Source organism: Streptomyces atroolivaceus, from assembly GCF_000717025.1.
In the GTDB taxonomy this organism is placed as follows: domain Bacteria; phylum Actinomycetota; class Actinomycetes; order Streptomycetales; family Streptomycetaceae; genus Streptomyces; species Streptomyces atroolivaceus.
Genome location: NZ_JNXG01000007.1, coordinates 274,933 through 296,072 on the forward strand (window position 1 = coordinate 274,933; position 21,140 = coordinate 296,072).

Consider the following 21,140-nt stretch of genomic DNA (forward strand, 5'->3'; position numbering starts at 1 on the left):
CGCATGCCGGAACCCACCTACCTCGCCGCGGTCCGGGAGTCCTACGACACCGTGGCCGCCGCCTACGCGGAACTCGTCAGAAGCCCTGCGGAGCTGGATCCGCTGTCCCGCGCGATGCTGGCCGCATTCGCCGAAGTGGTCCGGACGGCCGGACTCGGACCGGTCGCGGACCTGGGCTGCGGTCCCGGAAAGGTCACGGCGCACCTGGCGGACCTGGGGCTGTCCGTCCTCGGCGTCGATCTGTCCCCGAAGATGATCGAGCTGGCCCGGCGGGCCCACCCCGATCTGGCGTTCGCCGTGGGCTCGATGACCGCCCCGCCGATCCGGGACGGCACGCTCGGCGGCATCCTGGCGTACTACTCGGCCCATCACACACCACCCGAGGTGTTGCCCGTCGTGTTCGCCGGATTCCGGCGCGCACTCGCACCCGGCGGTCACCTGATGATGGCGGGCCACGTGGGGGACGACGAGCTCCTGCTCCCGACACGGGCCTACGGAGGTCACCCCGTGTCCTACGAGTCCCACCTGGTGCGGCCCGATCGCATCGTCGCCCTTATGGGCCGCGCCGGACTCGAGGTCACCTCACGTCTGCTGCAGGAGCCCGGCGAAGGAGCGAAGTGGGCCGTCGGCACATTCCTGGCCCGCAGGCCGGCAGGGCTGTGAACACGCACCGTTTCCGAGAGCGGTCGCCTCCACCACACGCGACGGGCCGGTGACCGCCGCGCTGTCCCGGCCGCACCCGGGGACGGGCCGGATCGGCTGCCCCGGAGCTCCCTGGGCGCGAACGGCAACCGGCGCCCCGCGCGGACACGAACCACGAACGGCAACCGGCGGCCCGCGCGGGCACGAACGCGGCCACGGCCTCCCGCACACGCCGGGGCCGCGTATCCGGAATTGGCCTTGGACCGCTCGGACGGCCCTGCCTACGGTCGGCCTCATGAAGATCCGCATCGTCGACGCGTTCACCGACCGCCCCTTCGCCGGCAACCCCGCCGGAGTCGTGCTCCTGGACTCCGGCACCTTCCCCGCGGCGGACCGCCTCCAGCTCGTGGCCTCCGAGGTCAACCTCCCGGAGACCGCCTTCGCCCACCCGCTGCCACCGGGCGGTGAGGCCGACTGGGCTCTGCGCTGGTTCACCCCGACCACCGAGGTCGACCTCTGCGGGCACGCGACACTCGCCACCGCCCATGTCCTGCGCACCACCGGAGCCGCGAGCGGCACGGTGCGCTACGCCACCCGGATGGGCATCCTCCGCACCACCGCCCACGACGACGGCACCTGCACACTGGACTTCCCGACGGCGACGCCGACACCGGTGCCCGCTCCGCCCGGCCTGACGGACGCACTGGGTGCGGCACCCCTCTCGCTGCACGACCCGGGCCAGCACCTCGGCGACCTCCTGGTGGAGATGGCCGACGAAGCCGCCGTACGCGCCCTGCGGCCGGACTTCCGCGCGCTCGCGGCCTGCACCCGGCAGGGCGTCATCGCCACTGCAGCGGCCGAGGACCCCACGAGCGGGTACGACTTCGTCTCGCGCAGCTTCTTCCCCGGGTTCGGCATCGACGAGGATCCGGTCACCGGCAGCGCCCACACCGCCCTGGCGCCCTTCTGGTCGGCAAGGCTGGGGCGCGACGACCTCGTCGGGCTCCAGGCCTCCGCCCGCTCGGGCCTGGTCCGTACGTCGCTGCGTGGCGAGCGCACACTGCTGACCGGAAGCGCCGTCACCGTGATCGACGGGGAGCTGCTCACCGGGCTCTGAGAACGGCGGTGACGGGCCACCCGCTCACGGGGTGGGCAGCCAGCCCACCTTCCCCGCGAGCAGCGCATATCCGACGAACGCCCCGACGTCGAGGAGGGCGTGCGCGACGACCAGCGGCCCGACCCGCCCCCAGCGCCGGTACAGCAGCACGAAGACGACGCCCATGACCAGGTTGCCGACGAATCCGCCGATCCCCTGGTACAGGTGGTAGGAGCCGCGCAGCACGGAACTCGCCACCAGCGCGGCCATCGGCGTCCACCCCAACTGCCCGAGGCGGCGCAGGAGATAGCCGACGACGATGACTTCCTCCACCAGGGAGTTCTGCACCGCGGAGAGGATCAGTACGGGGAACTTCCACCACACGTCCGGCAACGACTCCGGGACCACCGTCAGGTTGAATCCCCCGGCCCGCGCAACCAGATAGAACGCCAGTCCCGCGCTGCCGATACCCGCCGCGACCAAGGTCCCCCGGCCCAGGTCCGTCCAGGGCCTGGTGCGGTCGAGACCGAGGGCCCGCAGGCCCGCCCCTTCGCGGATGAGCAGGTGAGCCACCAGGGCGACCGGCACCAGGGCCGTGGAGATACCGAACAGCTGCCAGGCCAGGTCGAGCCACGGCCGCCCGGGGGCGTACGACCCGTTCAGTGTCGCCGCCTGGTCCTTGAGACCCCCCGGTTTCGTCAGCGACCCGATGAAGCTGATCAGCGCGGAGACCCCGCTGGCCCCGAGCGAGAGAGCCAGCACGAGCAGCGTCTCCGACCGGAGGGTCCGCCGGGACACCTCCTCGTGCGGAATGGAATCAGCCACGCGCCCCGCCTCCACCTGTACCCCTGCCGTCAGCCATGCGTCGTCATAGCTTGCCCGACGGGGTCGCGGCGGCGGGACACCGGGCGTCCTCCTCAGGGAGCGGGAAAGCCCACGGGCCAGGTGTGCACCGGCTCCCCCACCTGCATCAGCTCGCCGTAGCGCCGGGTGGTGGCTGCCAGTGCCCCTTCCCGTGCGAGGCCGGCCTCCAGCGCACGGTGGTACGTGTCGACCTGCCAGGAGGCGCCGTTCACACGGAGCCTGCAGCGCTCCTCGATGACGCCGAGGTAGCGGTCGCGGTCCGAGGGCTCGATGTTCCAGGCGTCGAGTCCGGCGGCCGCGAGCGGCAGCAGTTCGTCCCGGACCAGCTTGACGGCAGGCACCTTCGCCACTCCGCCGGAGCGTCCCGGGCGCGGCCAGAGCAGCTCGGCCTCGATCCCGTGGCGGCAGGCGGCGTCGAAGTTCTCGGCCGCCGCCTCGAAGGGCAGCTTGGTCCACACCGGCCGGGACTCGTCCGCAAGGGCCCGCACCAGCCCGTAGTAGAAGGCGGCGTTGGCGATCACGTCGACGACCGTGGGCCCGGCCGGCAGGACCCGGTTCTCCACCCGCAGGTGGGGGACGCCGCCCGCCAGCCCGTAGACCGGTCGGTTCCACCGGTAGACCGTGCCGTTGTGCAGGACGAGTTCTGCCAGCGCCGGTACACCGCCCTCGTCGAGGACCCGCAGCGGGTCCTCCTCGTCGCAGATCGGCAGCAGGGGCGGGTAGTAGCGCACGTTCTCCTCGAAGAGCTCGTACGCCGAGCCGATCCAGCGCTCCCCGAACCAGGTCCTGGGACGCACCCCCTGATTCCGTAGTTCGGGAGGCCGCACATCCGTGGCCTGCTGGAACAGCGGCGGCCTCGACTCACGCCACAGCTCCTTGCCGAAGAGGAAGGGGGAGTTCGCGCCGAGGGCGATCTGCACGGACGCGATGGCCTGGGCCGCGTTCCAGACGTCCGCGAACCGCTCCGGCGTCACCTGCAGATGCAGCTGGACCGAGGTGCACGCGGACTCCGGGGCGATCGAAGCAGAGGTCGAGACCAACCGCTCGACACCTTCGATATCAAGGACGAATTCCTCGCCGCGCGCGGCGACCATTTGGTCGTTGAGGAGCGTGTAACGGTCGACGTCCGACAGGTTCGCCGAAACCACGTCGTCCCGTCCCAGCGTCGGCAGGATGCCGATCATCACGATCCCGGCGTCGACCTCCACGGCCTTCCGGTGGGCATAGGCGAGCCCTGTACGCAACTCCTCGGCCAGCTGATCGAATACCCGGCCGCTCAGCCGGTGGGGGAGAATATTTACTTCCAGGTTGAACATCCCTAGTTCCGTCTGAAAATCCCGGCTGGCGATGCGCTGGAGCACCTCTGCATTCCGCATCCTCGGCATGCCGTCCGAACCCGCGAGATTCAGCTCGATCTCCAGCCCCATCAGATTCCTGGGCCGATCGAACCTCCCCTCCGACAGGAGCCTCTCCAGACCCGTCAGGCACTGGGTGAGCTTCTCGCGGTACGCCTGCCGACCGGACAGGGCAAAGGCGTCCGCCACGACCTTCTCGCCCATCGAAGGGTCCCTCCTCGAGTGGGCGGCCCGCGGCACAGGCCGCTCGTATCACGATCGATAATGCCCCGACGAGATGATCCGTAACGCCCCCACGCCCCACCGGCACCCAGTAGTCTGGTGACTGGCGCCGGAGGCACATTCCGAAGGCATGAGGCATATGCAGTTTGCGTGATCGAGTCGCACGGCGGAAACACCGATGAGTTTCAGCCTACCGCCACATCGGGAAAGTACCTGGCGACAGAGGCCGGAAGCGGCCCGGATCCGCAGAAACCGCGCAATTCAAAGGCTCAAAGACGCCTTGCGGGCAATACGCGGAACAGGTAGCCGAAACATCGTGTGAACATTTGTCGTATAAACTCTGCGAACGAGGCAGAGAGTTGACGCACCGGCCCGTCCGCCCGTCACCGGCCTTCCTCTGGCCCCGCACGCCGACAGCGCCGTCTGCACCCGCCCACGCATCACCGTGTCTCCGAAGTGAGAGGCGACCCACTATGCCGCTGCATGTTTCCCCGGCCCCAGCGCCCGCACTGCGCAGCGTTCTCGCGGCACTCGGTTCTCCCACCGCAGTCCGCGAGGCCCATACGCCCGCTCTCCGGTCCGTCCAGGGACCGCTGAGCCCCGAACTTCCGCTTCCCGTTCACGTACTGGACCGGATCGTTCCGAACGAGGCAGCACCGCGCACCCGCCTCGCCGGCTGGCGTTTCCTCATCCGCAGCGGTGAGCGTGCCGTCGCCGCCGCGGACACCATGCTCACCGCCGATGGCTGGACCTTCTCGCACTTCTTCGAGGGGCCCTACATCGTCTCCACCGAACTCGCCGTACGCCAGGCCGAGTCGACCACCACGCAGTACCAGCCGCGCCTGCTGTCGATACCCGAGCTGTACATGCTCACGCTGTGGCTGCACCACGACATCGCGGCCGACGCCGGCGGCGGCGCACTCGCACCGACCGACGTACTGGTACCCCTGGCGCCCGCACCTCCGGGCATCACGGCCTACCGCCCGCACCGGGTCGCGGAGCTCCTCCCGGTCATGACACTGCGTATCACCCCGGCCCCTCTTCCGGACCTTCCCGAGCTCCCCGGCCTCCTCGGGTCGCCCGCCTGACCCTCCTTCCTCACGCGCCCCTGCCGACACGATGACACCGTTGGTGATCTCCGGGCCTGTACGTGCCGTCGGCCTTCATGACCCGTTGTGGTCGTGGAGGCCGACGTTGTGCTCGGGGAGGGTGTCGTTGCACGCCGGAAAGGTCTTCGAGGTTCCGGAGGAGACGGCCCCGGCCGACTCGGTGCCCACCGAGTTCAAGGGCCGCCGATCGCCGGGAGGCCGGGGCTCAGCTCCTGGACCGGGTGCTTGAGGCCGCTGCGGAGCACGGTCTGCTCGAATCCGGTGGCCGTGCGCGCAAGGATTCCACGGCCGCCGGATCGCCCTCCGCCCGCAAGCAGCGATGAGGAGATCCAGCAGAACGCGCGGGTCCGGGCAGCCTGCTGCCCGGACCCGCGCGGATCGGACCGTCAGCGGCCCATCAGCGCGAAGACCCCCCAGCCGAGGTACTCACGCTGGTACCGCGTGTAGAGGGCGGGATCGGTGGTGAGCTCGGCCCGCACCTCTCCGGCCAGCTCGTCGTCGGGATTACCGTCGAGCCAGCGGCGGAGGTTGAGCCACTGTGCCGCCCGGTACCGGTCCCAGCTGTCCTGGGATGCCAGCACCATTTCCACGACGTCGTACCCGAGATCACCGAACTGCTCGATCAGCTCCGGCAGTACGAGGAAGTCGTCCTTGCTGCCGGCGAAGCAGGCCTGGGCGGTTTCCTGGTCCGGCACTTCCCGGCGCCAGTACGGCTCGCCGATCAGCATCAGGCCGCCGGGGCGGAGACTCTTGCCCAGCAGCTCAACGGTGCCGGCCACGCCGCCCCCGATCCAGGTGGCGCCGACGCACGCGGCGAGATCGACCGGCTCGTCCGCGACGAAGCCGGAGGCGTCGCCGTGCACGAAGGTGACCCGGTCGGCGACGCCGAGTTCAGCTGCGCGGGCGCGGGCCTTCTCGGTGAACACCGTGCTGATGTCTATTCCGGTCCCGGTGACACCGTGGTCACGGGCCCAGGTGCACAGCATCTCGCCCGATCCGCTGGCGAGGTCGAGCACGCGCGTCCCGGAAGCCAGGTGCAGTGCCTGGCCCAGGGCGGCGAGCTTGCCAGGGGTGATCGGGTTGTGGACGCGGTGGCTACTTTCGCGAATGGTGAAGATGCGTGGAAGATCCACGAGAGGGGTTCCTTCGGTTTGATGAGGTCACGGCCTTTGCGGGGGACAGCCGACCGGAGTCGGCAGTCGTTGCTTCGACCGTCATCAAATACACCTCGTCCGTACGCGGGGATCTTGAACCCGGTCAATATAAGCCTTCCCGGCTGACGCCTCCACCGGCTTCGTCGGCCCTTCGAGTGGGGCGTGTGAAGGTGACCGTGGGATCGACATCTCGTCAGGCAGCAAGTCCGTAGCCGTCGGTGCGGATGTCGCGGAAGGAGCTCGACGTCTCGACGTCGGTGTTCACGACCACAACCGCTCATGAGGACCGGCTCACGGGCCGGCCCAGAAGTCTGCCGGCCGTGTCACACGACCGGCGGGAGCGCGTCCTTACCCGTCCGGACTAGTCCGGTCAGGTCACCCCGAACCATCCGAACGGACAGTGCAGTTGGATTGAACCGTCCGGCCGGGTGATGCGTCATGGGAGGAGAACAGCAGCTGCCGCGAAATCCCTGCGGAGAGACGCCCGTAGGGCAACACTGGGACCGGACCGACTGATACGGGGGCGGCCATGAACACATCGTCCAGCCGCAGGACACTCGAATCGACGCAGCGAAAGAACCCACCCATGTGCCAGCACCAGCCACTCTGCCCGACCGCCGACTCCAACGACCGGGAAGCCGCTCGCCTGACGGCACACCACCCGGAACAGGGCTGGAGTCTGCTGTGCAACGGCGTCCTGCTCTTCGAGGACACCGGTGAGCTGCTTCCGGACGGGCAGATCATCGCCCCTCACCGCCCGTTGAAGAGCGGCCAGGTGGTGGAAGCCGCCTGACCGCGGCAGACGGAACACGGGGGCCGGCCGGAGAGAACTCCGCACCGGCCCCGACGCGTGTCCGCGTGCTTACTGGTCGTACTCGTCCAGCGGCGGGCAGGAACAGACCAGGTTGCGGTCACCGAAGGCACCGTCGATCCGGCGCACCGGCGGCCAGTACTTGTCCGAGGGCGTGACGCCGGACGGGAAGACCGCCTCCTCGCGGGTGTAGGCATGGGTCCACTCGCCGCCGAGCGCCGCCGCCGTGTGCGGGGCGTTGCGCAGCGGGTTGTCGTCCGCGCTCCACTCACCCGAGGCGACCTTCTCGATCTCGCCTCGGATGGCGATCATCGTGTCGCAGAACCGGTCGAGCTCGGCGAGGTCCTCGCTCTCCGTGGGTTCGATCATCAGCGTCCCGGCCACCGGGAAGGACATGGTCGGCGAATGGAAGCCGTAGTCGATCAGCCGCTTGGCGATGTCGTCGATGCTGACGCCGGTCGCCTTGGAGATCGGCCGCAGGTCGACGATGCACTCGTGCGCGACCAGACCGGCGGGGCCGTTGTACAGCACCGGGAAGTGCGGTTCGAGTCGCTTGGCGATGTAGTTGGCCGCGAGTACGGCGACCTGCGTCGCACGCTTCAACCCCTCGCCCCCCATGAGGCGTACGTACGCCCACGAGATCGGCAGGATGCCTGCCGACCCCCACGGAGCGGCCGAGATCGGTCCGACGCCGGTCTCCGGGCCCGCCGCGGGCTGCAGGGGGTGGTTGGGGAGATACGGCGCCAGGTGGGCGCGGACCCCCACGGGGCCGACACCCGGGCCGCCACCACCGTGCGGGATACAGAAGGTCTTGTGGAGGTTCAGGTGGGAGACGTCGCCACCGAAATGGCCCGGCTTGGCGAGACCCACAAGCGCGTTGAGATTGGCTCCGTCCACGTACACCTGACCGCCGGCGTCGTGCACCTCGCCGCAGATGTCGGCGACGTGCTCCTCGAAGACACCGTGTGTGGAGGGGTAGGTGATCATGAGGACGGCCAGCTCGTCACGGTGCTTCGCGATCTTGGCCCGCAGGTCCTCCATGTCGACCTCACCGTCGTCGGCGGTCTTCACGACGACGACCTTCATACCGGCCATCACCGCGCTCGCGGCGTTGGTGCCGTGCGCGGAGGACGGAATGAGGCAGACGGTGCGTCCGTGCTCGCCGTTGGCCCGGTGGTACGCGCGCACGGCGAGCAGCCCCGCGAACTCGCCCTGCGAGCCGGCGTTGGGCTGGATGGAGACGGCGTCGTATCCGGTGACCTCGGCCAGACGCTCCTCGAGCTCGCGGATGAGCGTGAGGTAGCCCTGCGCCTGCTCGGCCGGCGCGAAGGGGTGCAGCGCACCGAATTCGGGCCAGGTGATCGACTCCATCTCGGCGGTCGCGTTGAGCTTCATGGTGCAGGAGCCGAGCGGGATCATGCCGCGGTCCAGCGCGTAGTCACGGTCGGCGAGCTTGCGCAGGTAGCGCAGCATCGCCGTCTCGGAGCGGTGCTGGTGGAAGACCGGGTGGGTCAGGACGGCGTCGGTGCGCAGCAGCCCTCCGGGCAGCGCGTCGGCCGTCCCCGCGTCCAGCGCCTCGATGTCGCCACCGGCCCCGAAGGCGGCCCAGACGGCGGCGATCCGGGCGCGGGTGGTTGTCTCGTCACACGCGACCGACACATGGTCGGCGTCGACGAGCCGCAGGTTCACCCCTCGCTCACGCGCCACGGCGACCACGTCGGCCGCCGTACCCGGTACGCGGACGGTGAGGGTGTCGAAGTACGCGTCGTGGACGATCTCGGTCCCCGCCGCACGCAGTCCCTCGGCCAGGATGGCGGCGAACCGGTGGGTGCGCCGGGCGATCGTCCGCAGTCCTTCGGGGCCGTGGTAGACGGCGTACATGCCGGCCATGACGGCGAGCAGCACCTGGGCGGTGCAGATGTTGCTGGTGGCCTTCTCGCGGCGGATGTGCTGCTCGCGGGTCTGCAGTGCCAGGCGGTAGGCCTTGCTGCCGTCCGCGTCGACGGAGACTCCGACGAGGCGGCCGGGCAGGCTGCGGGCGAACTTCTCGCGTACGGCCATGAAGCCGGCGTGCGGTCCGCCGAAGCCCATCGGGACACCGAAGCGCTGTGTGGTGCCCACGGCGATGTCCGCGCCCAGTTCGCCGGGCGAGGTGAGCAGCGTCAGGGCCAGCAGGTCGGCGGCGACGGACACGATCGCACCCAGTTCGTGCGCCTGCTCGATGACGGGCTTGATGTCCCGTACGGCACCGGAGGCGCCGGGGTACTGGAGCAGCACGCCGAAGACGCCGCGCTCGGCGACATCCGCCGGGATGCCCTCGGTGAGATCGGCGACGACGACCTCGACACCGGTCGGCTCGGCACGGGTCTCGATCACCGCGATGGTCTGCGGCAGCGTGTCGGCGTCGACCAGGAAGACGCCGTCCTTGACCTTGCCGACCCGCCTGGCCAGCGCCATGGCCTCGGCCGCGGCCGTGCCCTCGTCGAGGAGCGAGGCGCCGGAGGTCGGCAGCCCGGTGAGGTCGGCGACCATCGTCTGGAAGTTGAGGAGGGCCTCGAGCCGGCCCTGGGAGATCTCGGGCTGGTACGGGGTGTAGGCCGTGTACCAGGCGGGGTTCTCCATGACGTTCCGGAGGATCACCGGGGGCGTGAAGGTGCCGTAGTAGCCGAGCCCGATCATGGGTGCGAGCACCTGGTTGCGGTCGGCGAGGCCGCGCAGCTCCGCAAGGACCTCGGCCTCGGTGCGGGCAGCCGGGAGGTTGAGCGCCTCGGCGCTCCTGATCACGTCGGGCACCGCGGCGGCGGTGAGCTCGTCCAGGGAGCCGTAGCCGACCTGGGCGAGCATCTTCGCCTGCGCCTCCGCATCGGGCCCGATGTGGCGCTGCTCGAACGGAATGCCCTGCTCCAGCTGGGAGAGCGGAGTGCGACGGGGGGTCATGGTGGAGGCCTCCTGGTCTGTCACGACCTGCGAGGGGCGCCACGGCGTGGCTGCCCGAACGGCCTCCCCATCTGTCATCTCGACCTGAGAGCTTCACCGGCACGCCCTGGGGCATACCGGCTTTCACCGTCGGTGAGGACGGCGTCCGTGGCGGCACGTGCCGTACGGATTCCGCCCTGCTTTCCAGAGTGACCTCGTCCGTGCGGTACGGGGGCCTGAGAGATTCCGGGGAGGAGTTGCTCCTTCGGCGCCTCCGAATCGCTCCGGAGGACTCTCCCGCACAGGGTCAGCAGCCATGTTCCAGCCTACCAGCGGGGCCGGCGCGGGCCGTCTCGAGTGGCCGACGACCCGGATCTGGCCTTTCGTAGTGCCTGTGGAGCAGCCGCGACCACCTGATGCTGTTGTGACCAGTGGGAGGCACCGTGCAGACCGACATCGATCCGCGCAGCCTGATCGGCCGCAAGGCCTTCGACCGTCGAGGTGCCAAGATCGGAACGGTGGACGAGGTCTATCTCGACGACGCCACCGGGGTGCCCGAGTGGGCCGCCGTGCGGACCGGTCTCTTCACCAGGGACGCTTTCGTCCCGCTGGAGCCGAGCGAATTCGTCGACGGCTCGCTCAGGATCCCCTTCGACCGTGCCCTGATCAAGGACGCGCCCGACTTCGGTGTGGGCCGCCATCTGTCTCCCGAACAGGAACTGCAGCTCTACCGCCATTACGGTCTGGACTCGTCCCCCTCCCCCGGGCCAGGCCCCGACAGGGACTTCGGCAGGCTCGCCGGCCACGAGGAGTAATCCTCCCCGTCCCTCACCAAGGGCAGCGGGTCGGCCGGCCGCAGCGCCGGATCGTCGACACGGAACGTGCGCACCCGGCCGGGCGGCGTCCACGGTTCCTCGAAGCGGACGGTGACACGTCCGACGCCACTGCCCTGCACCCAGCCGTGACCGTGGACGTCGTGCCGTACGTCGTGTCCGGCCGGCCAGCGCCGCGAGGCCGACGTCTCCTCGCTCTTCCGCGACTCCGCCCCGGTGGCCTCCCCCGCCGGCCCTTCCCGCTCGTCCGGAACGGCGTCGGCGCCCTCCGGATCCTCGGCGGCGTGCTCCGCGTGCGCCGCCTGCTCCGCGTGCGCCGCCTGCGCGAAGAGATCCTCCTGCGTGAAGTCCGCCAGCCCTGTGACGCCGACTCCCAGCAGCCGTACACCCCCTGTCGTGTCCACGGCCTCCAGCAGCCGCGCAGCGGCCTCCCTGACCACCGTGGGATCGTCGGTGGGGCCGCGGAGGGTCTCGGACCTGGTGAGCGTCGAGAAGTCGTACCGGCGCACCTTGAGGACGACGGTGCGTCCGGACCGCCCCGCGCCCCGCAGTCGCTGCACACACCGGGCGGCGAGCCGCTCAACCTCCGCCCTGACGCGCACACGGTCGTGCAGGTCCACCTCGAAGGTGTCCTCGACCGACACGGATTTGGCGTCCCGCTCGGCGACGACAGGACGGTCGTCGTAGCCCTGGGCCATGCGGTGGAGCGCGACGCCGTGGGCCTTGCCCAGCAGCCGCACGAGCTCCGCCTCGCCCGCCTCCGTCAGGTGACTGACGACGGTCATGCCGGCGCGGCGGAGATGATCTCCGGTGGCCGGCCCCACGCCCGGGAGGATGCGCACGGACATGGGAGCGAGGAGCTCACGCTCGGTGCCGGGCTCGATCAGCAGCAGGCCGTCAGGTTTCGCCTCCTCGGAGGCGATCTTGGCCAGCATCTTGGAGCCCGCCAGGCCGACGGAGCCACTGAGTCCGGTGACGGCTCTGATCACGGTACGCAGCTGCTCGCCGACCAGCCTCGCGGACGCCGAGTCGTCGGCGACCCCGCCGGCCTCCAGATCTACGAAGGCCTCGTCCAGACTGAGCGGCTCCACGAGCGGTGACAGCCGCCCGAGCAGCTCCATCACCTGGTCGCTGACCGTCCGGTACAGCGCGAATCGCGGAACCAGGTACGCCGCGTTCGGCGCGAGCCGCCGTGCCTGTGCCATCGGCATCGCCGAGTGCACCCCCAGACGCCGCGCCTCGTACGACGCGGTGGCGACCACACCTCGCATCCCGAGGCCGCCCACCACCACCGGCTTGCCGCGCAGACTCGGCTTCGCCGCCTGCTCCGCAGAGGCGTAGAAGGCATCCATGTCCAGATGCAGGATGGTGGGCGCGGCTCTCACATGGACCGATGCTGCCCTACGCCACTGACAACCGCCCCGTCCGGCACCCGTGCCACGCCCTGCGGCCCCGGTGACTCAGCCCGCGCGATTGCGCCGCCGTGCCAGTTCGTCGGCGGGGTTGTGACCGATCAGGGTCTCCCCGGTGTCGACACGCTCTCCGTGGAGCTGGGACAGCGCCGCGTCGACATCCCGCCAGACGACACCCACTGCGATGCCGAAGATGCCCTGGCCGCCCTGGAGCAGTTTCACGACCTCGTCGGGCGAGGAGCACTCGTAGACGGTGGCACCGTCACTCATCAGCGTCATCCGCTCGAGATCCGTGAACCCGCGGGCTCTGAGGTGCTGAACTGTGGTGCGGATGTTCTGCAGGGCCACACCGGTGTCCAGGAACCGCTTGACGATCTTGAGGAGAACCACGTCCCGGAAACTGTAGAGACGCTGGGTCCCCGACCCGTACGCCGGACGTACGCTCGGCTCCACGAGTCCCGTACGCGCCCAGTAGTCGAGCTGTCGGTAGGTGATCCCCGCCGCCGCACACGCCGTCGGCCCCCGGTAGCCGATGTCCCCTGCCACTGCCACACCGTCCGCTGCCACCACCGCCGGCTGAACCGGCTGTCTGATGGAGTGGTCGGCCGCACTGCCGTGCTGCCGGTACGGCCCACCCGCAGCCGTACCGTCGCCGCTGCTTCTCACGCCGACCTCCGTCCTTGACCTGCCACCTCGAAGGTAGGCAGTCACCAGGGGTGCGTCAACGATCGCCACACTCGGCACGCCGAGTGATAATCACCCTGAGGGTGGTTTCCCGTGACTGGTTTCCGGGAACGGCTTGTCGGATGCGCTGACACTGCCCCTGCAGGAGGGTCACTGACTGTTGGTCCCGAAGTCCTCCGGCGAGATCTGGTCGAGGAACTCGCGGAACTTCTCCACCTCGTCCTCCTGCTCGTCGGGGATGGCGATGCCTGCGTCGTCCAGCACCCCGTCACTGCCGTAGATCGGCGTACCGGTGCGCAGGGCGAGCGCTATGGCGTCGGACGGCCGCGCGCTCACCTCGACACCACTGGCAAAGACCAGCTCCGCGTAGAAGACCCCTTCTCGGAGGTCCGTGATGCGGACCTCGCTGAGCTCCTGGCCCACGGCCTCGAGCACATCCTTGAAGAGATCATGGGTCAGCGGCCTGGCCGGAGCCATGCCCTGCTGGGCGAAGGCGATCGCGGTCGCTTCCCCAGGGCCGATCCAAATAGGGAGGTACCGGTCGCCTCCCACTTCACGCAGGAGCACGATCGGTTGGTTGGAGGGCATTTCCACCCGGACACCCACAACGTCGAGCTCGTTCACACAGCAACCCTAGGACGTGCCCGCCATGTTTGGATAGTCGGGCTCCTCCGCCCTCAGTGGAAGCTGACCTTCAGGGCGGTCTGGACGAGCGCGGCGTGAAGCCGCACGGAGAGCTCCGCCAGTTCCTTCGCGGTGGCCTCCGCATGGGCCCTGGTCTGCGGATTCCGGTGCCGACGCAGGGGTGCGACCACCTGTTCGACCAACCCCGCCTCGCGCTCCGCGGCCGCCTTGACCGCCCGCAGATGCCGAGGTTCCAGACCGAATCTTCCCAGGTCCGCCACCAGCCGCGCCACGGTCACCGCCTCGGCGTCGTAGCTGCCGCCGGCGGCGGGCACGATCAGCCCGTACGCCTCCCACTCGTCGAGCTGCTCCTCGGTGGCCTCCGCGGCGGCGAGGAGCTCGGAGCGCCCGATACGGGCGGCAGTGGCCCGCCCCGGGTCCTGGTCCCGCAGGAGGTCGACGGCGTCGCCCTGCCCGCCGCCGGACGGCAGTGCGGCCTGCTCTCCGCGGGCCAGGGCTTCCAGGTGCTCACGGATGACCTTGAGCGGCAGGTAGTGGTCCCGCTGCATGCGCAGCACCTGAGCCAGCCGCTCCACGTCGGCAGGGCTGAACTTCCGGTAGCCCGATGGCGTCCGCTGGGGCTCGATGAGCCCCTCTGCCTCCAGGAAGCGGATCTTGGAGATGGTGACTTCGGGAAACTCGTCGCGCAGCTGCAGAAGCACCGTGCCGATGCTCATCGCGCGCTCGCCCGCGGCGGCGGTGCCGTGACCGGCACCGCCTGTCGGTGTTCGCAGCATGGACCTTCCTGAGGGTCCCCCCGGACGGAGTCCGGGAGAGGTCACACGCCCCGCTGGCTCGCGTAGAAGACCAGCCGGTACTTCCCGATCTGGACTTCGTCGCCATTGGTCAGCGCGACGGAATCGATGCGCTCGCGGTTGACGTAGGTGCCGTTGAGGCTTCCGACGTCGCCCACGGTGAAACTACCGTCCGGGCTCCTGTGGAACTCCACATGACGCCGCGACACGGTCACGTCGTCGAGGAAGATGTCGCTCTGCGGGTGACGACCGGCCGTCGTCAGGTCACCGTCCAGCAGGAAGCGGCTGCCGGAGTTCGGGCCGCGCCGGACCACCAGCAGCGCGGAACCCGCCGGCAGGGCGTCGACCGCGGCCTGAGCCTCCGGGGACAGCGAGGGAAGGGCCGTCTGCCCTGTCGCCTCGGCCTCGTACGCCTCGATACCCGAGATCGAGATGGTCGAGGTCGTCTCCGAGGCACGCTCGGGCACTCCGCCCCTCAGCGGCGATCCGCAGTTGGAACAGAAACGACTGGCCTCGGCATTGTGATGCCCGCACCTCGTACAAACCGGCATGGACGAACCCTCCGGAGCTGGGGCGAACCCTCCACCCGTACGTGAGGTCGGTTCCCCGAAACCTATGCGTCCTGCACTTCCGGGGTCAACAGACGACGCGCCGGACCCGCCGGCGCCTCCCCGGACCTCGTCACGGAAGAGCGGGCGCTCCGAGCCCTGCTCCTCGGCACCCTGACCCTGACGCGGAGCGCGGTGGCGGGCAGCGCTGTTGCTGTCCTCGCGGGCGCTCTTTCCGAACAACTTCGCAAACAACTTCACGGGCGTTTCCCCTTGACCGAAATAGACCCGCCCGTGGGGCAGGACGAACCCTGAATGAACACACCTGCCGACCCGGACATCTTCACAACGTCCGTATCCACCCGACAGTTTCCACCACGCGTCACCGATCTGTTGCGCCGACCCCCCGCAACCTGGTGTGCGTGTCCTGTGAGCACCGCGCACCACCGCCTCACCGGGACGACGACCGAGCGTGGTCAGGCTGCTTCGCCGGTCGCACCGCGTCCACGACGATGTCGTCGACGCGCGCCACCTCCGCCGTTGCCTGCTCCTTCTCGAGCGTCTGCACCACACCACCTGGGATGTTCAGAGCCGGTTCCAGGTCCTGCGGCTTGCCGATGACCTTGAACTCATAGGGAGCCTCGATCTTCCGGCCGTCAACTCTCAACTCTCCCCCGTCACCGGAAAAGTATGTGTTGGCCACCACCCGCACACCGTTGACCTCGATCGCCTCGGCACCCGCGGCTCGGAGCTCCTGGATGGTGTCGAGGAGCATATCGGCCTCCACCGCCCCGGTCGGGTCACTGATCGTGAGTGTGATGCCGGGGCCGTGTGCCGCGACGGTGCCCGCCAGGACACCGAGCTGCCTCTCCTTCTCGAGCGTCTGCTTCCGGGCCTCCTCCGCCTGGTCGGAGCTGTTCTCCAGTTCCGTGCGCTGGTCGTCGAGACGCTGTTTCTCGTCCTCGAGACGCTGGGTCCGGTTGTCGAGCTCGTCGAGGATGCGGACCAGGTCCTCCTGGCGGGCACCGCGGAGGGCGCTGTTGTCGCTGTTCGACCGGACTTGGATGGCCAGCCCCAGACCGAGGACGAACAGCAGGAGCGCCACGATCAGTTGGGCCCTGCTCACCCGTGGCGGCCAGAGGCCTGCCCTCAGCCGCTGGCGGCCGGAGACCTCGGCGGGCCCGGCCGGCGGAGACGCGGACGGTACCGGCGCGGGCGCTTCGGCGGGGAGCGCGCCTGCCTGCTCCTCGCTGCCGGAGTTCTGTTCGCTGTTCGGGTTCTGTCCGTTGCTCATCGGCCTCAGGCCCGGAAGACGTGCCGACGGATGGCCGCGGCGTTGGAGAAGATCCGGATGCCGAGCACGACCACGACTCCGGTGGAGAGCTGCGCCCCGACGCCCAGCTTGTCGCCGAGGAAGACGATCAGTGCGGCGACCACGACGTTCGACAGGAACGACACCACGAAGACCTTGTCCACGAAGATACCGTCGAGCATGGCCCGCAGCCCGCCGAAGACGGCGTCGAGCGCGGCCACCACGGCGATCGGCAGGTAGGGCTCGACCACCGCCGGCACTTCGGGCCGGACCAACAGTCCGACCACGACTCCCACGACGAGGCCCAGTACGGCGATCACGATGTGCCCTTCCCTGTGTCTGCCGCACCACTGCCCGTGTCTGCGGCCTGAGGCTCTGCTGTACGTACGATCAGGCTGGGCGCCGCCGGAAGACGCACCTTCTCCTGTTCGGAGATGCCGGTGCGGATGTCGAAGCTCTCGTGCAGCGCCTGAAGATACTGGCCGTCGGCGCTGTTCTGGAAGGCTGTGGCGAGCTTCTTCCCGTCCCCCACCGCCAGCACCGTGTACGGCGGCACCAGCGGCCTGTTGTCGACCAGTATGGCGTCGCCGGCCGCGCGGATGGCGGAGAGGGCCGTCAGCCGCTGCCCGTTGATGGCGACCGCCTCGGCACCGGACTGCCACAGACCGTTGACCACCCGCTGCATGTCCCGGTCACGCACACGCCCGGTGTCGGCGAAGCCGGTGGACTCACGGGGCCCTCCGCCGCCCTGGTCGGTGTCCTCGGCGTCGTCCACGACCAGCTTGACTCCGGGGCCCTCCACAGGGGTGGCACCGGACAGCAGTGCCACCAGGGCGCCCTGATCCCCACCGTGCTCCTGAAGTGCCTTGCGCTGCCGCTCGCCGACGTCCTTGCGCAACTCCTCGACATCCGCCTCCAGCGTGTCCGCCGTAGAGGTCTCGGCGTTCACCCGGTCGATGAGTTCCTCGCGCTCCTTGGCCACGACCGGCGCCGCGACCTGTGCCTCCGCGGCGCCGAGCGTCACCACGAGAGCGGCCAGCACCAGACCTGCGGCAAGACCCAGCTTCGCCTTCATGGTGCGTGGCAGGCCGTCGCTGCCGTCGGCCCGCCTACGGGCCGAAGCCTCGGCGTACCCCTCGTCGAGGCTGTGTTCCATCACGGTGGTCAGCAGCGACATGGACGCGTCGGGGCGAGGACGCGGCGGGACGCTACTCCGATCGGGGGGCGGCTGCGACATGCCGCACATCGTCGCACGTCATGCCTGCTGCCGCCGAATGGCCCCACCGTTGGCCCGGCCGCCGTCGTTCTGCGGCTTCCGGGCCAACGGTCAGCGGGTCAGTCGCCCGCGCTGTCCACGACCGCCGCCCACTCGTCGAGCAGTGCCTGGGCCGATGCGTCATCGGGGCCTTCCGCCCACAGGTGGGTGACCGCCTCCGAGGGGTCGGGCAGCACCATGACCCAACGGCCGTCGGTCTCGACCACCCGGACACCGTCGGTGGTGTCCACGCTGCGCTCCCCTGCGGCCTCCACGACCCGGCGCATCACGAGCCCCTTGACCGCCCACGGCGTGGCGAGGTCGCGGCGCAGCACATGGGCGCGCGGGATGCGGGCATCGATCTGGCTGAGGGTGAGCTGCGTCCTGGCCACCAGGCCGATGAGCCTGACGAAGGCCGCCGCACCGTCGAACACGCTGCTGAACTCCGGGACGATGAAACCGCCCCGCCCGTCACCGCCGAAGATCGTCGTGTCCTCGCGGCCCACCCGGGTCAGATCGTCGGGCGACGTGGTCGTCCACTCCACCTGCGTACCGTGATACGCCGCGACCTGTTCGGCGACGCGGGTGGTCGTCACCGGCAGGGCCACCCGCCCGCTCCTGCGCTCGGCAGCCACGAGATCCAGCATGACCAGCAGCGCCCGGTCGTCCTCGATGATGCGGCCCCGCTCGTCCACGAGGGACAGCCGTTCACCGACAGGGTCGAACCGCACGCCGAAGGCGGCCCGTGCGGACGACACGATCTCACCGAGGCGCACCAGCCCCGCGCGCCGGGACTCGGCCGACTCGGTCGGCCGGGACTCGTCGAGGCCCGGGTTGATGGTCAGCGCGTCCACGCCCAGACGTCCGAGCAGGCTGGGCAGAACAAGCCCGGCACTGCCGTTGGAAGCGTCCACGACCACCTTGAGGCCCGCGTCGGCGATGCCTTCCGTATCGACGTTACGGAGCAGTGAACCCGTGTAGGAGTCGAAGACGCTCGACGGGAAGTGCAGGTCCCCGATCTCACCCGGGAACGCCCTGCGGTACTCCTGACGGGCGTAGACCCTGTCCAGTTTCCTCTGGCGCGCCTGGGAGAGATCGGCTCCCCGCTCGTCGAAGAACATGATGTCGACGGAGTCCGGCACGCCCGGAGACGTACGGATCATGATCCCGCCGGCGCTGCCCCGCGCGGTCTGCTGACGGGCTACCGGCAGCGGCACGTTCTCCAGGTCGCGGACATCGATGGCGCTGGCCTGGAGCGCCGAGATGACCGCTCTCTTCAGTGCGCGGGCACCACGTGAGTGGTCACGGGCGGTGGTCACCGTCGCGCCCTTTTTCAGAGTCGTCGCGTACGCACCGGCGAGCCGGACAGCGAGTTCGGGCGTGATCTCGACGTTCAGGATCCCGGAGACACCGCGGGCTCCGAAGAGGTGTGCCTGGCCGCGTGACTCCCAGATCACCGAGGTGTTGACGAAGGCGCCGGCCTCGATGGTCTTGAACGGGTAGACCCGGACATTGCCCTGAATGATCGATTCTTCGCCGACCAGACACTCGTCGCCGATGACCGCACCGTCCTCGATGCGGGCAGCCCGCATGATGTCGGTGTTCTTGCCGATCACACAGCCACGCAGATTGCTGTGCTGACCGATGTACACGTTGTCGTGTACGACGGCCCGGTGCAGGAACGCACCGGATTTCACGACGACGTTCGAACCGATCACCGTGTGTTCGCGGATCTCGGCGCCTGCCTCGACCTTGGCGTAGTCACCGATGTACAGCGGCCCTCGGAGAACCGCGTCAGGATGGACCTCGGCACCTTCCGCCACCCAGACCCCGGGCGAGATCTCGAAGCCGTCGAGTTCGACGTCGACCTTGCGCTCCAGCACGTCGGCCTGGGCCTTCACGTAGCTTTCGTGCGTGCCCACGTCTTCCCAGTAGCCCTCTGCGATGTACCCACAGATCAGCTTGCCGTCCTTCATGAGCTGCGGGAACACGTCGCCGGACCAGTCCACCGAGGTGTCGGCCTGGACGTAGTCGAAGACCTCGGGCTCCATGACGTAGATGCCCGTGTTGACGGTGTCCGAGAAAACCTGGCCCCAGGTCGGCTTCTCCAGGAAACGCTCCACCTTCCCTTCTTCGTCCACGATCGTGATCCCGAATTCCAGGGGGTTCGGCACCCGGGTCAGGCACACCGTGACGAGTGCGCCCTTCTCCTTGTGGAATGCGATGAGATCCGTGAGATCGAAGTCGGTGAGGGCATCGCCGGAGATGACCAGGAAGGTGTCGTCCTTCAGGGCCTCCTCGGCGTTCTTCACACTTCCTGCGGTACCGAGTGGCTTCTCCTCATTGGCATAGCTGAGCTCCATCCCGAGTTCCTCGCCGTCGCCGAAGTAATTCTTGACGAGGGAGGCGAGGAACTGGACAGTGACCACGGTCTCATTGAGCCCATGCCGCTTGAGCAGACGCAGCACATGCTCCATGATCGGCCGATTGGCCACGGGCAGGAGCGGCTTGGGCATGCTTGAGGTCATGGGGCGAAGGCGGGTGCCTTCACCGCCTGCCATCACGACGGCCTTCATGTCGGAAACGTCCTCCTCGAAGAGACGACGGTCTGGCCGACTTCGCCCGTCGGGGCAACATGACAACTGTCCGGTGCGGGCCGGCGACGCTGCACGGCACCACGTCAACGAGCTAATCGGCTACTTGATCCGCCTTGACCAGACGGCGGACCTGGACCACGTATAGGATCCCTGCCCACCAATAGAGGGTTGTACCCCATCCAGCGAACGCCCATCCGAAAATGGTGCCCAGCGAAGCAAGCCAACCACTTCCGTCGCTGAGCAGCAACAAGGGGAAGGCGTACATCAGGTTGAATGTTGCAGCTTTGCCTAGGAAGTTCACCTGCGGCGGCGGATAGCCGTGCCGGCGAAGGATTCCCACCATGACAAGGAGCATCAGCTCCCGGGCGAGGAGTGCGGCAGTCAGCCACAGCGGCAGGATCTCGCGCCAGGTGAGTCCGACGAGTGTCGACAGAATGTAGAGGCGGTCGGCAGCCGGGTCCAGGAGCCGGCCGAGACTGCTGATCTGGTTCCAGCGACGGGCGAGCTTGCCGTCGAGGTAGTCACTGACTCCGCTCAGCATCAGGACCAGCAGGGCCCAGCCATCACTGTTGGGCCCGCCGAACACGGGGCGAAGAATCAGCCACAGGAAGAGCGGTACGCCGACGAGACGGGCCATGCTGAGGATGTTGGGGATGGTGAGTACTCGGTCCGTCTGAACTCGAGTCTCCTGGACCTCCACCCGGGGGCCTCCTGTGAAGAACGTGCCAATGATGCTCCCTGACCTTACCCTCAGGCTGCGAGCCCCGGCGCACAGGGGTGGGGAAGGTAGTCCCGAACGCAGAAAAGCCCCGTGCCACAAGGGCACGGGGCTTTCCCGGAATAATTGTTCGGCGGCGTCCTACTCTCCCACAGGGTCCCCCCTGCAGTACC

Annotated in this window: 19 protein-coding genes and 1 riboswitch; of the genes, 5 read left to right on the forward strand and 14 right to left on the reverse strand. The window is 69.0% G+C overall.

Annotated elements, in window-relative coordinates:
• Window positions 1-3: 3 nt before the first annotated feature.
• Both OO67_RS17345 and OO67_RS17350 read left to right on the forward strand, forming a co-directional pair.
• The gene (locus tag OO67_RS17345; protein WP_033301206.1) at window positions 4-663 is read left to right on the forward strand and encodes a class I SAM-dependent methyltransferase; all 660 of its coding nucleotides are present in this window, start codon (window positions 4-6) and stop codon (window positions 661-663) included.
• A 274-nt stretch (window positions 664-937) separates the two neighbouring features.
• Window positions 938-1,759 (forward strand): PhzF family phenazine biosynthesis protein, encoded by an 822-nt coding sequence (locus OO67_RS17350; protein WP_033301208.1) that lies wholly within the window; start codon window positions 938-940, stop codon window positions 1,757-1,759.
• A gap of 24 nt (window positions 1,760-1,783) precedes the next feature.
• Here the strand turns inward: OO67_RS17350 and OO67_RS17355 are convergent, their stop codons facing one another.
• Window positions 1,784-2,563 carry a CPBP family intramembrane glutamic endopeptidase gene (locus tag OO67_RS17355; RefSeq protein ID WP_033301210.1) on the reverse strand — a complete coding sequence of 260 codons (780 nt, stop codon included), beginning with the start codon at window positions 2,561-2,563 and terminating at the stop codon, window positions 1,784-1,786.
• 92 nt (window positions 2,564-2,655) lie between these two features.
• A complete protein-coding gene (locus OO67_RS17360) occupies window positions 2,656-4,161 on the reverse strand; it encodes a glutamate-cysteine ligase family protein (protein WP_033301212.1) in 1,506 nt (501 codons plus the stop codon).
• A gap of 491 nt (window positions 4,162-4,652) precedes the next feature.
• Here OO67_RS17360 and OO67_RS17365 point away from each other — a divergent pair, with 491 nt between their 5' ends.
• Window positions 4,653-5,267 (forward strand): hypothetical protein, encoded by a 615-nt coding sequence (locus OO67_RS17365; protein WP_033301213.1) that lies wholly within the window; start codon window positions 4,653-4,655, stop codon window positions 5,265-5,267.
• Window positions 5,268-5,674: 407 nt separating this feature from the next.
• On the opposite strand, the gene OO67_RS17370 is transcribed toward OO67_RS17365, so the two are convergent.
• Entirely contained in the window at window positions 5,675-6,421 is a 747-nt protein-coding gene (locus OO67_RS17370; protein ID WP_033301215.1) for an SAM-dependent methyltransferase, read from the reverse strand.
• 607 nt (window positions 6,422-7,028) lie between these two features.
• Between OO67_RS17370 and OO67_RS17375 the strand changes: the two genes are divergently transcribed.
• Window positions 7,029-7,235: a DUF5999 family protein gene (locus OO67_RS17375; protein WP_033301216.1), complete on the forward strand. Its 207-nt coding sequence runs from the start codon at window positions 7,029-7,031 to the stop codon at window positions 7,233-7,235.
• 69 nt (window positions 7,236-7,304) lie between these two features.
• On the opposite strand, the gene gcvP is transcribed toward OO67_RS17375, so the two are convergent.
• Complete coding sequence (gene gcvP / locus OO67_RS17380) at window positions 7,305-10,190, reverse strand: aminomethyl-transferring glycine dehydrogenase (RefSeq protein ID WP_033301218.1); 2,886 nt, start codon at window positions 10,188-10,190, stop codon at window positions 7,305-7,307.
• Window positions 10,191-10,383: 193 nt separating this feature from the next.
• Window positions 10,384-10,479, reverse strand: a riboswitch (glycine riboswitch).
• A gap of 133 nt (window positions 10,480-10,612) precedes the next feature.
• Here gcvP and OO67_RS17385 point away from each other — a divergent pair.
• Window positions 10,613-10,984, forward strand: a complete 372-nt coding sequence (locus OO67_RS17385) for a PRC-barrel domain-containing protein (RefSeq protein WP_033301334.1) — start codon at window positions 10,613-10,615, stop codon at window positions 10,982-10,984.
• On the opposite strand, the gene OO67_RS17390 is transcribed toward OO67_RS17385, so the two are convergent.
• From OO67_RS17390 to clsA, 10 genes are all read right to left on the reverse strand, one after another.
• Window positions 10,906-12,387, reverse strand: a complete 1,482-nt coding sequence (locus OO67_RS17390; protein ID WP_033301219.1) for a DNA polymerase IV — start codon at window positions 12,385-12,387, stop codon at window positions 10,906-10,908. The two genes, OO67_RS17385 and OO67_RS17390, sit on opposite strands and share 79 nt — an antisense overlap.
• Before the next feature lie 75 nt (window positions 12,388-12,462).
• Window positions 12,463-13,080 carry a MerR family transcriptional regulator gene (locus tag OO67_RS17395; RefSeq protein WP_033301221.1) on the reverse strand — a complete coding sequence of 206 codons (618 nt, stop codon included), beginning with the start codon at window positions 13,078-13,080 and terminating at the stop codon, window positions 12,463-12,465.
• A gap of 168 nt (window positions 13,081-13,248) precedes the next feature.
• Window positions 13,249-13,722, reverse strand: coding sequence for a bifunctional nuclease family protein (locus OO67_RS17400; RefSeq protein WP_030794342.1), 474 nt, complete (start codon window positions 13,720-13,722; stop codon window positions 13,249-13,251).
• Window positions 13,723-13,775: 53 nt separating this feature from the next.
• Window positions 13,776-14,519, reverse strand: coding sequence for a transcriptional regulator FtsR (gene ftsR, locus OO67_RS17405; protein ID WP_033301232.1), 744 nt, complete (start codon window positions 14,517-14,519; stop codon window positions 13,776-13,778).
• A gap of 41 nt (window positions 14,520-14,560) precedes the next feature.
• Window positions 14,561-15,346: an FHA domain-containing protein gene (locus OO67_RS17410; RefSeq protein ID WP_078598038.1), complete on the reverse strand. Its 786-nt coding sequence runs from the start codon at window positions 15,344-15,346 to the stop codon at window positions 14,561-14,563.
• Between the two features lie 190 nt (window positions 15,347-15,536).
• Window positions 15,537-16,379, reverse strand: a complete 843-nt coding sequence (locus OO67_RS17415) for a DUF881 domain-containing protein (RefSeq protein WP_033301238.1) — start codon at window positions 16,377-16,379, stop codon at window positions 15,537-15,539.
• Window positions 16,380-16,384: 5 nt separating this feature from the next.
• Window positions 16,385-16,717, reverse strand: coding sequence for a small basic family protein (locus OO67_RS17420; protein ID WP_003970459.1), 333 nt, complete (start codon window positions 16,715-16,717; stop codon window positions 16,385-16,387).
• Window positions 16,714-17,634 (reverse strand): DUF881 domain-containing protein, encoded by a 921-nt coding sequence (locus OO67_RS17425; RefSeq protein WP_033301241.1) that lies wholly within the window; start codon window positions 17,632-17,634, stop codon window positions 16,714-16,716. The genes OO67_RS17420 and OO67_RS17425 overlap by 4 nt, the downstream gene beginning before the upstream one ends.
• 98 nt (window positions 17,635-17,732) lie before the next feature.
• The gene (locus OO67_RS17430; RefSeq protein WP_033301243.1) at window positions 17,733-20,228 is read right to left on the reverse strand and encodes a mannose-1-phosphate guanyltransferase; all 2,496 of its coding nucleotides are present in this window, start codon (window positions 20,226-20,228) and stop codon (window positions 17,733-17,735) included.
• Window positions 20,229-20,340: 112 nt separating this feature from the next.
• On the reverse strand, window positions 20,341-20,949 hold the full coding sequence (gene clsA / locus OO67_RS17435; protein ID WP_033301245.1) for a cardiolipin synthase ClsA: 609 nt from the start codon (window positions 20,947-20,949) through the stop codon (window positions 20,341-20,343).
• Between the last annotated feature and the right edge of the window lie 191 nt (window positions 20,950-21,140).

Excerpts from the sequence above, each read along its gene's own strand:
- OO67_RS17345 (WP_033301206.1), top strand. The coding sequence starts at position 4 with ATGCCGGAACCCACCTACCTCGCCGCGGTCCGGGAGTCCTACGACACC.
- OO67_RS17350 (WP_033301208.1), top strand. The coding sequence starts at position 938 with ATGAAGATCCGCATCGTCGACGCGTTCACCGACCGCCCCTTCGCCGGC.
- OO67_RS17360 (WP_033301212.1), bottom strand. The coding sequence starts at position 4,161 with ATGGGCGAGAAGGTCGTGGCGGACGCCTTTGCCCTGTCCGGTCGGCAG.
- OO67_RS17365 (WP_033301213.1), top strand. The coding sequence starts at position 4,653 with ATGCCGCTGCATGTTTCCCCGGCCCCAGCGCCCGCACTGCGCAGCGTT.
- OO67_RS17375 (WP_033301216.1), top strand. The coding sequence starts at position 7,029 with ATGTGCCAGCACCAGCCACTCTGCCCGACCGCCGACTCCAACGACCGG.
- gcvP (WP_033301218.1), bottom strand. The coding sequence starts at position 10,190 with ATGACCCCCCGTCGCACTCCGCTCTCCCAGCTGGAGCAGGGCATTCCG.
- ftsR (WP_033301232.1), bottom strand. The coding sequence starts at position 14,519 with ATGCTGCGAACACCGACAGGCGGTGCCGGTCACGGCACCGCCGCCGCG.
- OO67_RS17415 (WP_033301238.1), bottom strand. The coding sequence starts at position 16,379 with ATGAGCAACGGACAGAACCCGAACAGCGAACAGAACTCCGGCAGCGAG.
- OO67_RS17425 (WP_033301241.1), bottom strand. The coding sequence starts at position 17,634 with ATGTCGCAGCCGCCCCCCGATCGGAGTAGCGTCCCGCCGCGTCCTCGC.
- OO67_RS17430 (WP_033301243.1), bottom strand. The coding sequence starts at position 20,228 with ATGAAGGCCGTCGTGATGGCAGGCGGTGAAGGCACCCGCCTTCGCCCC.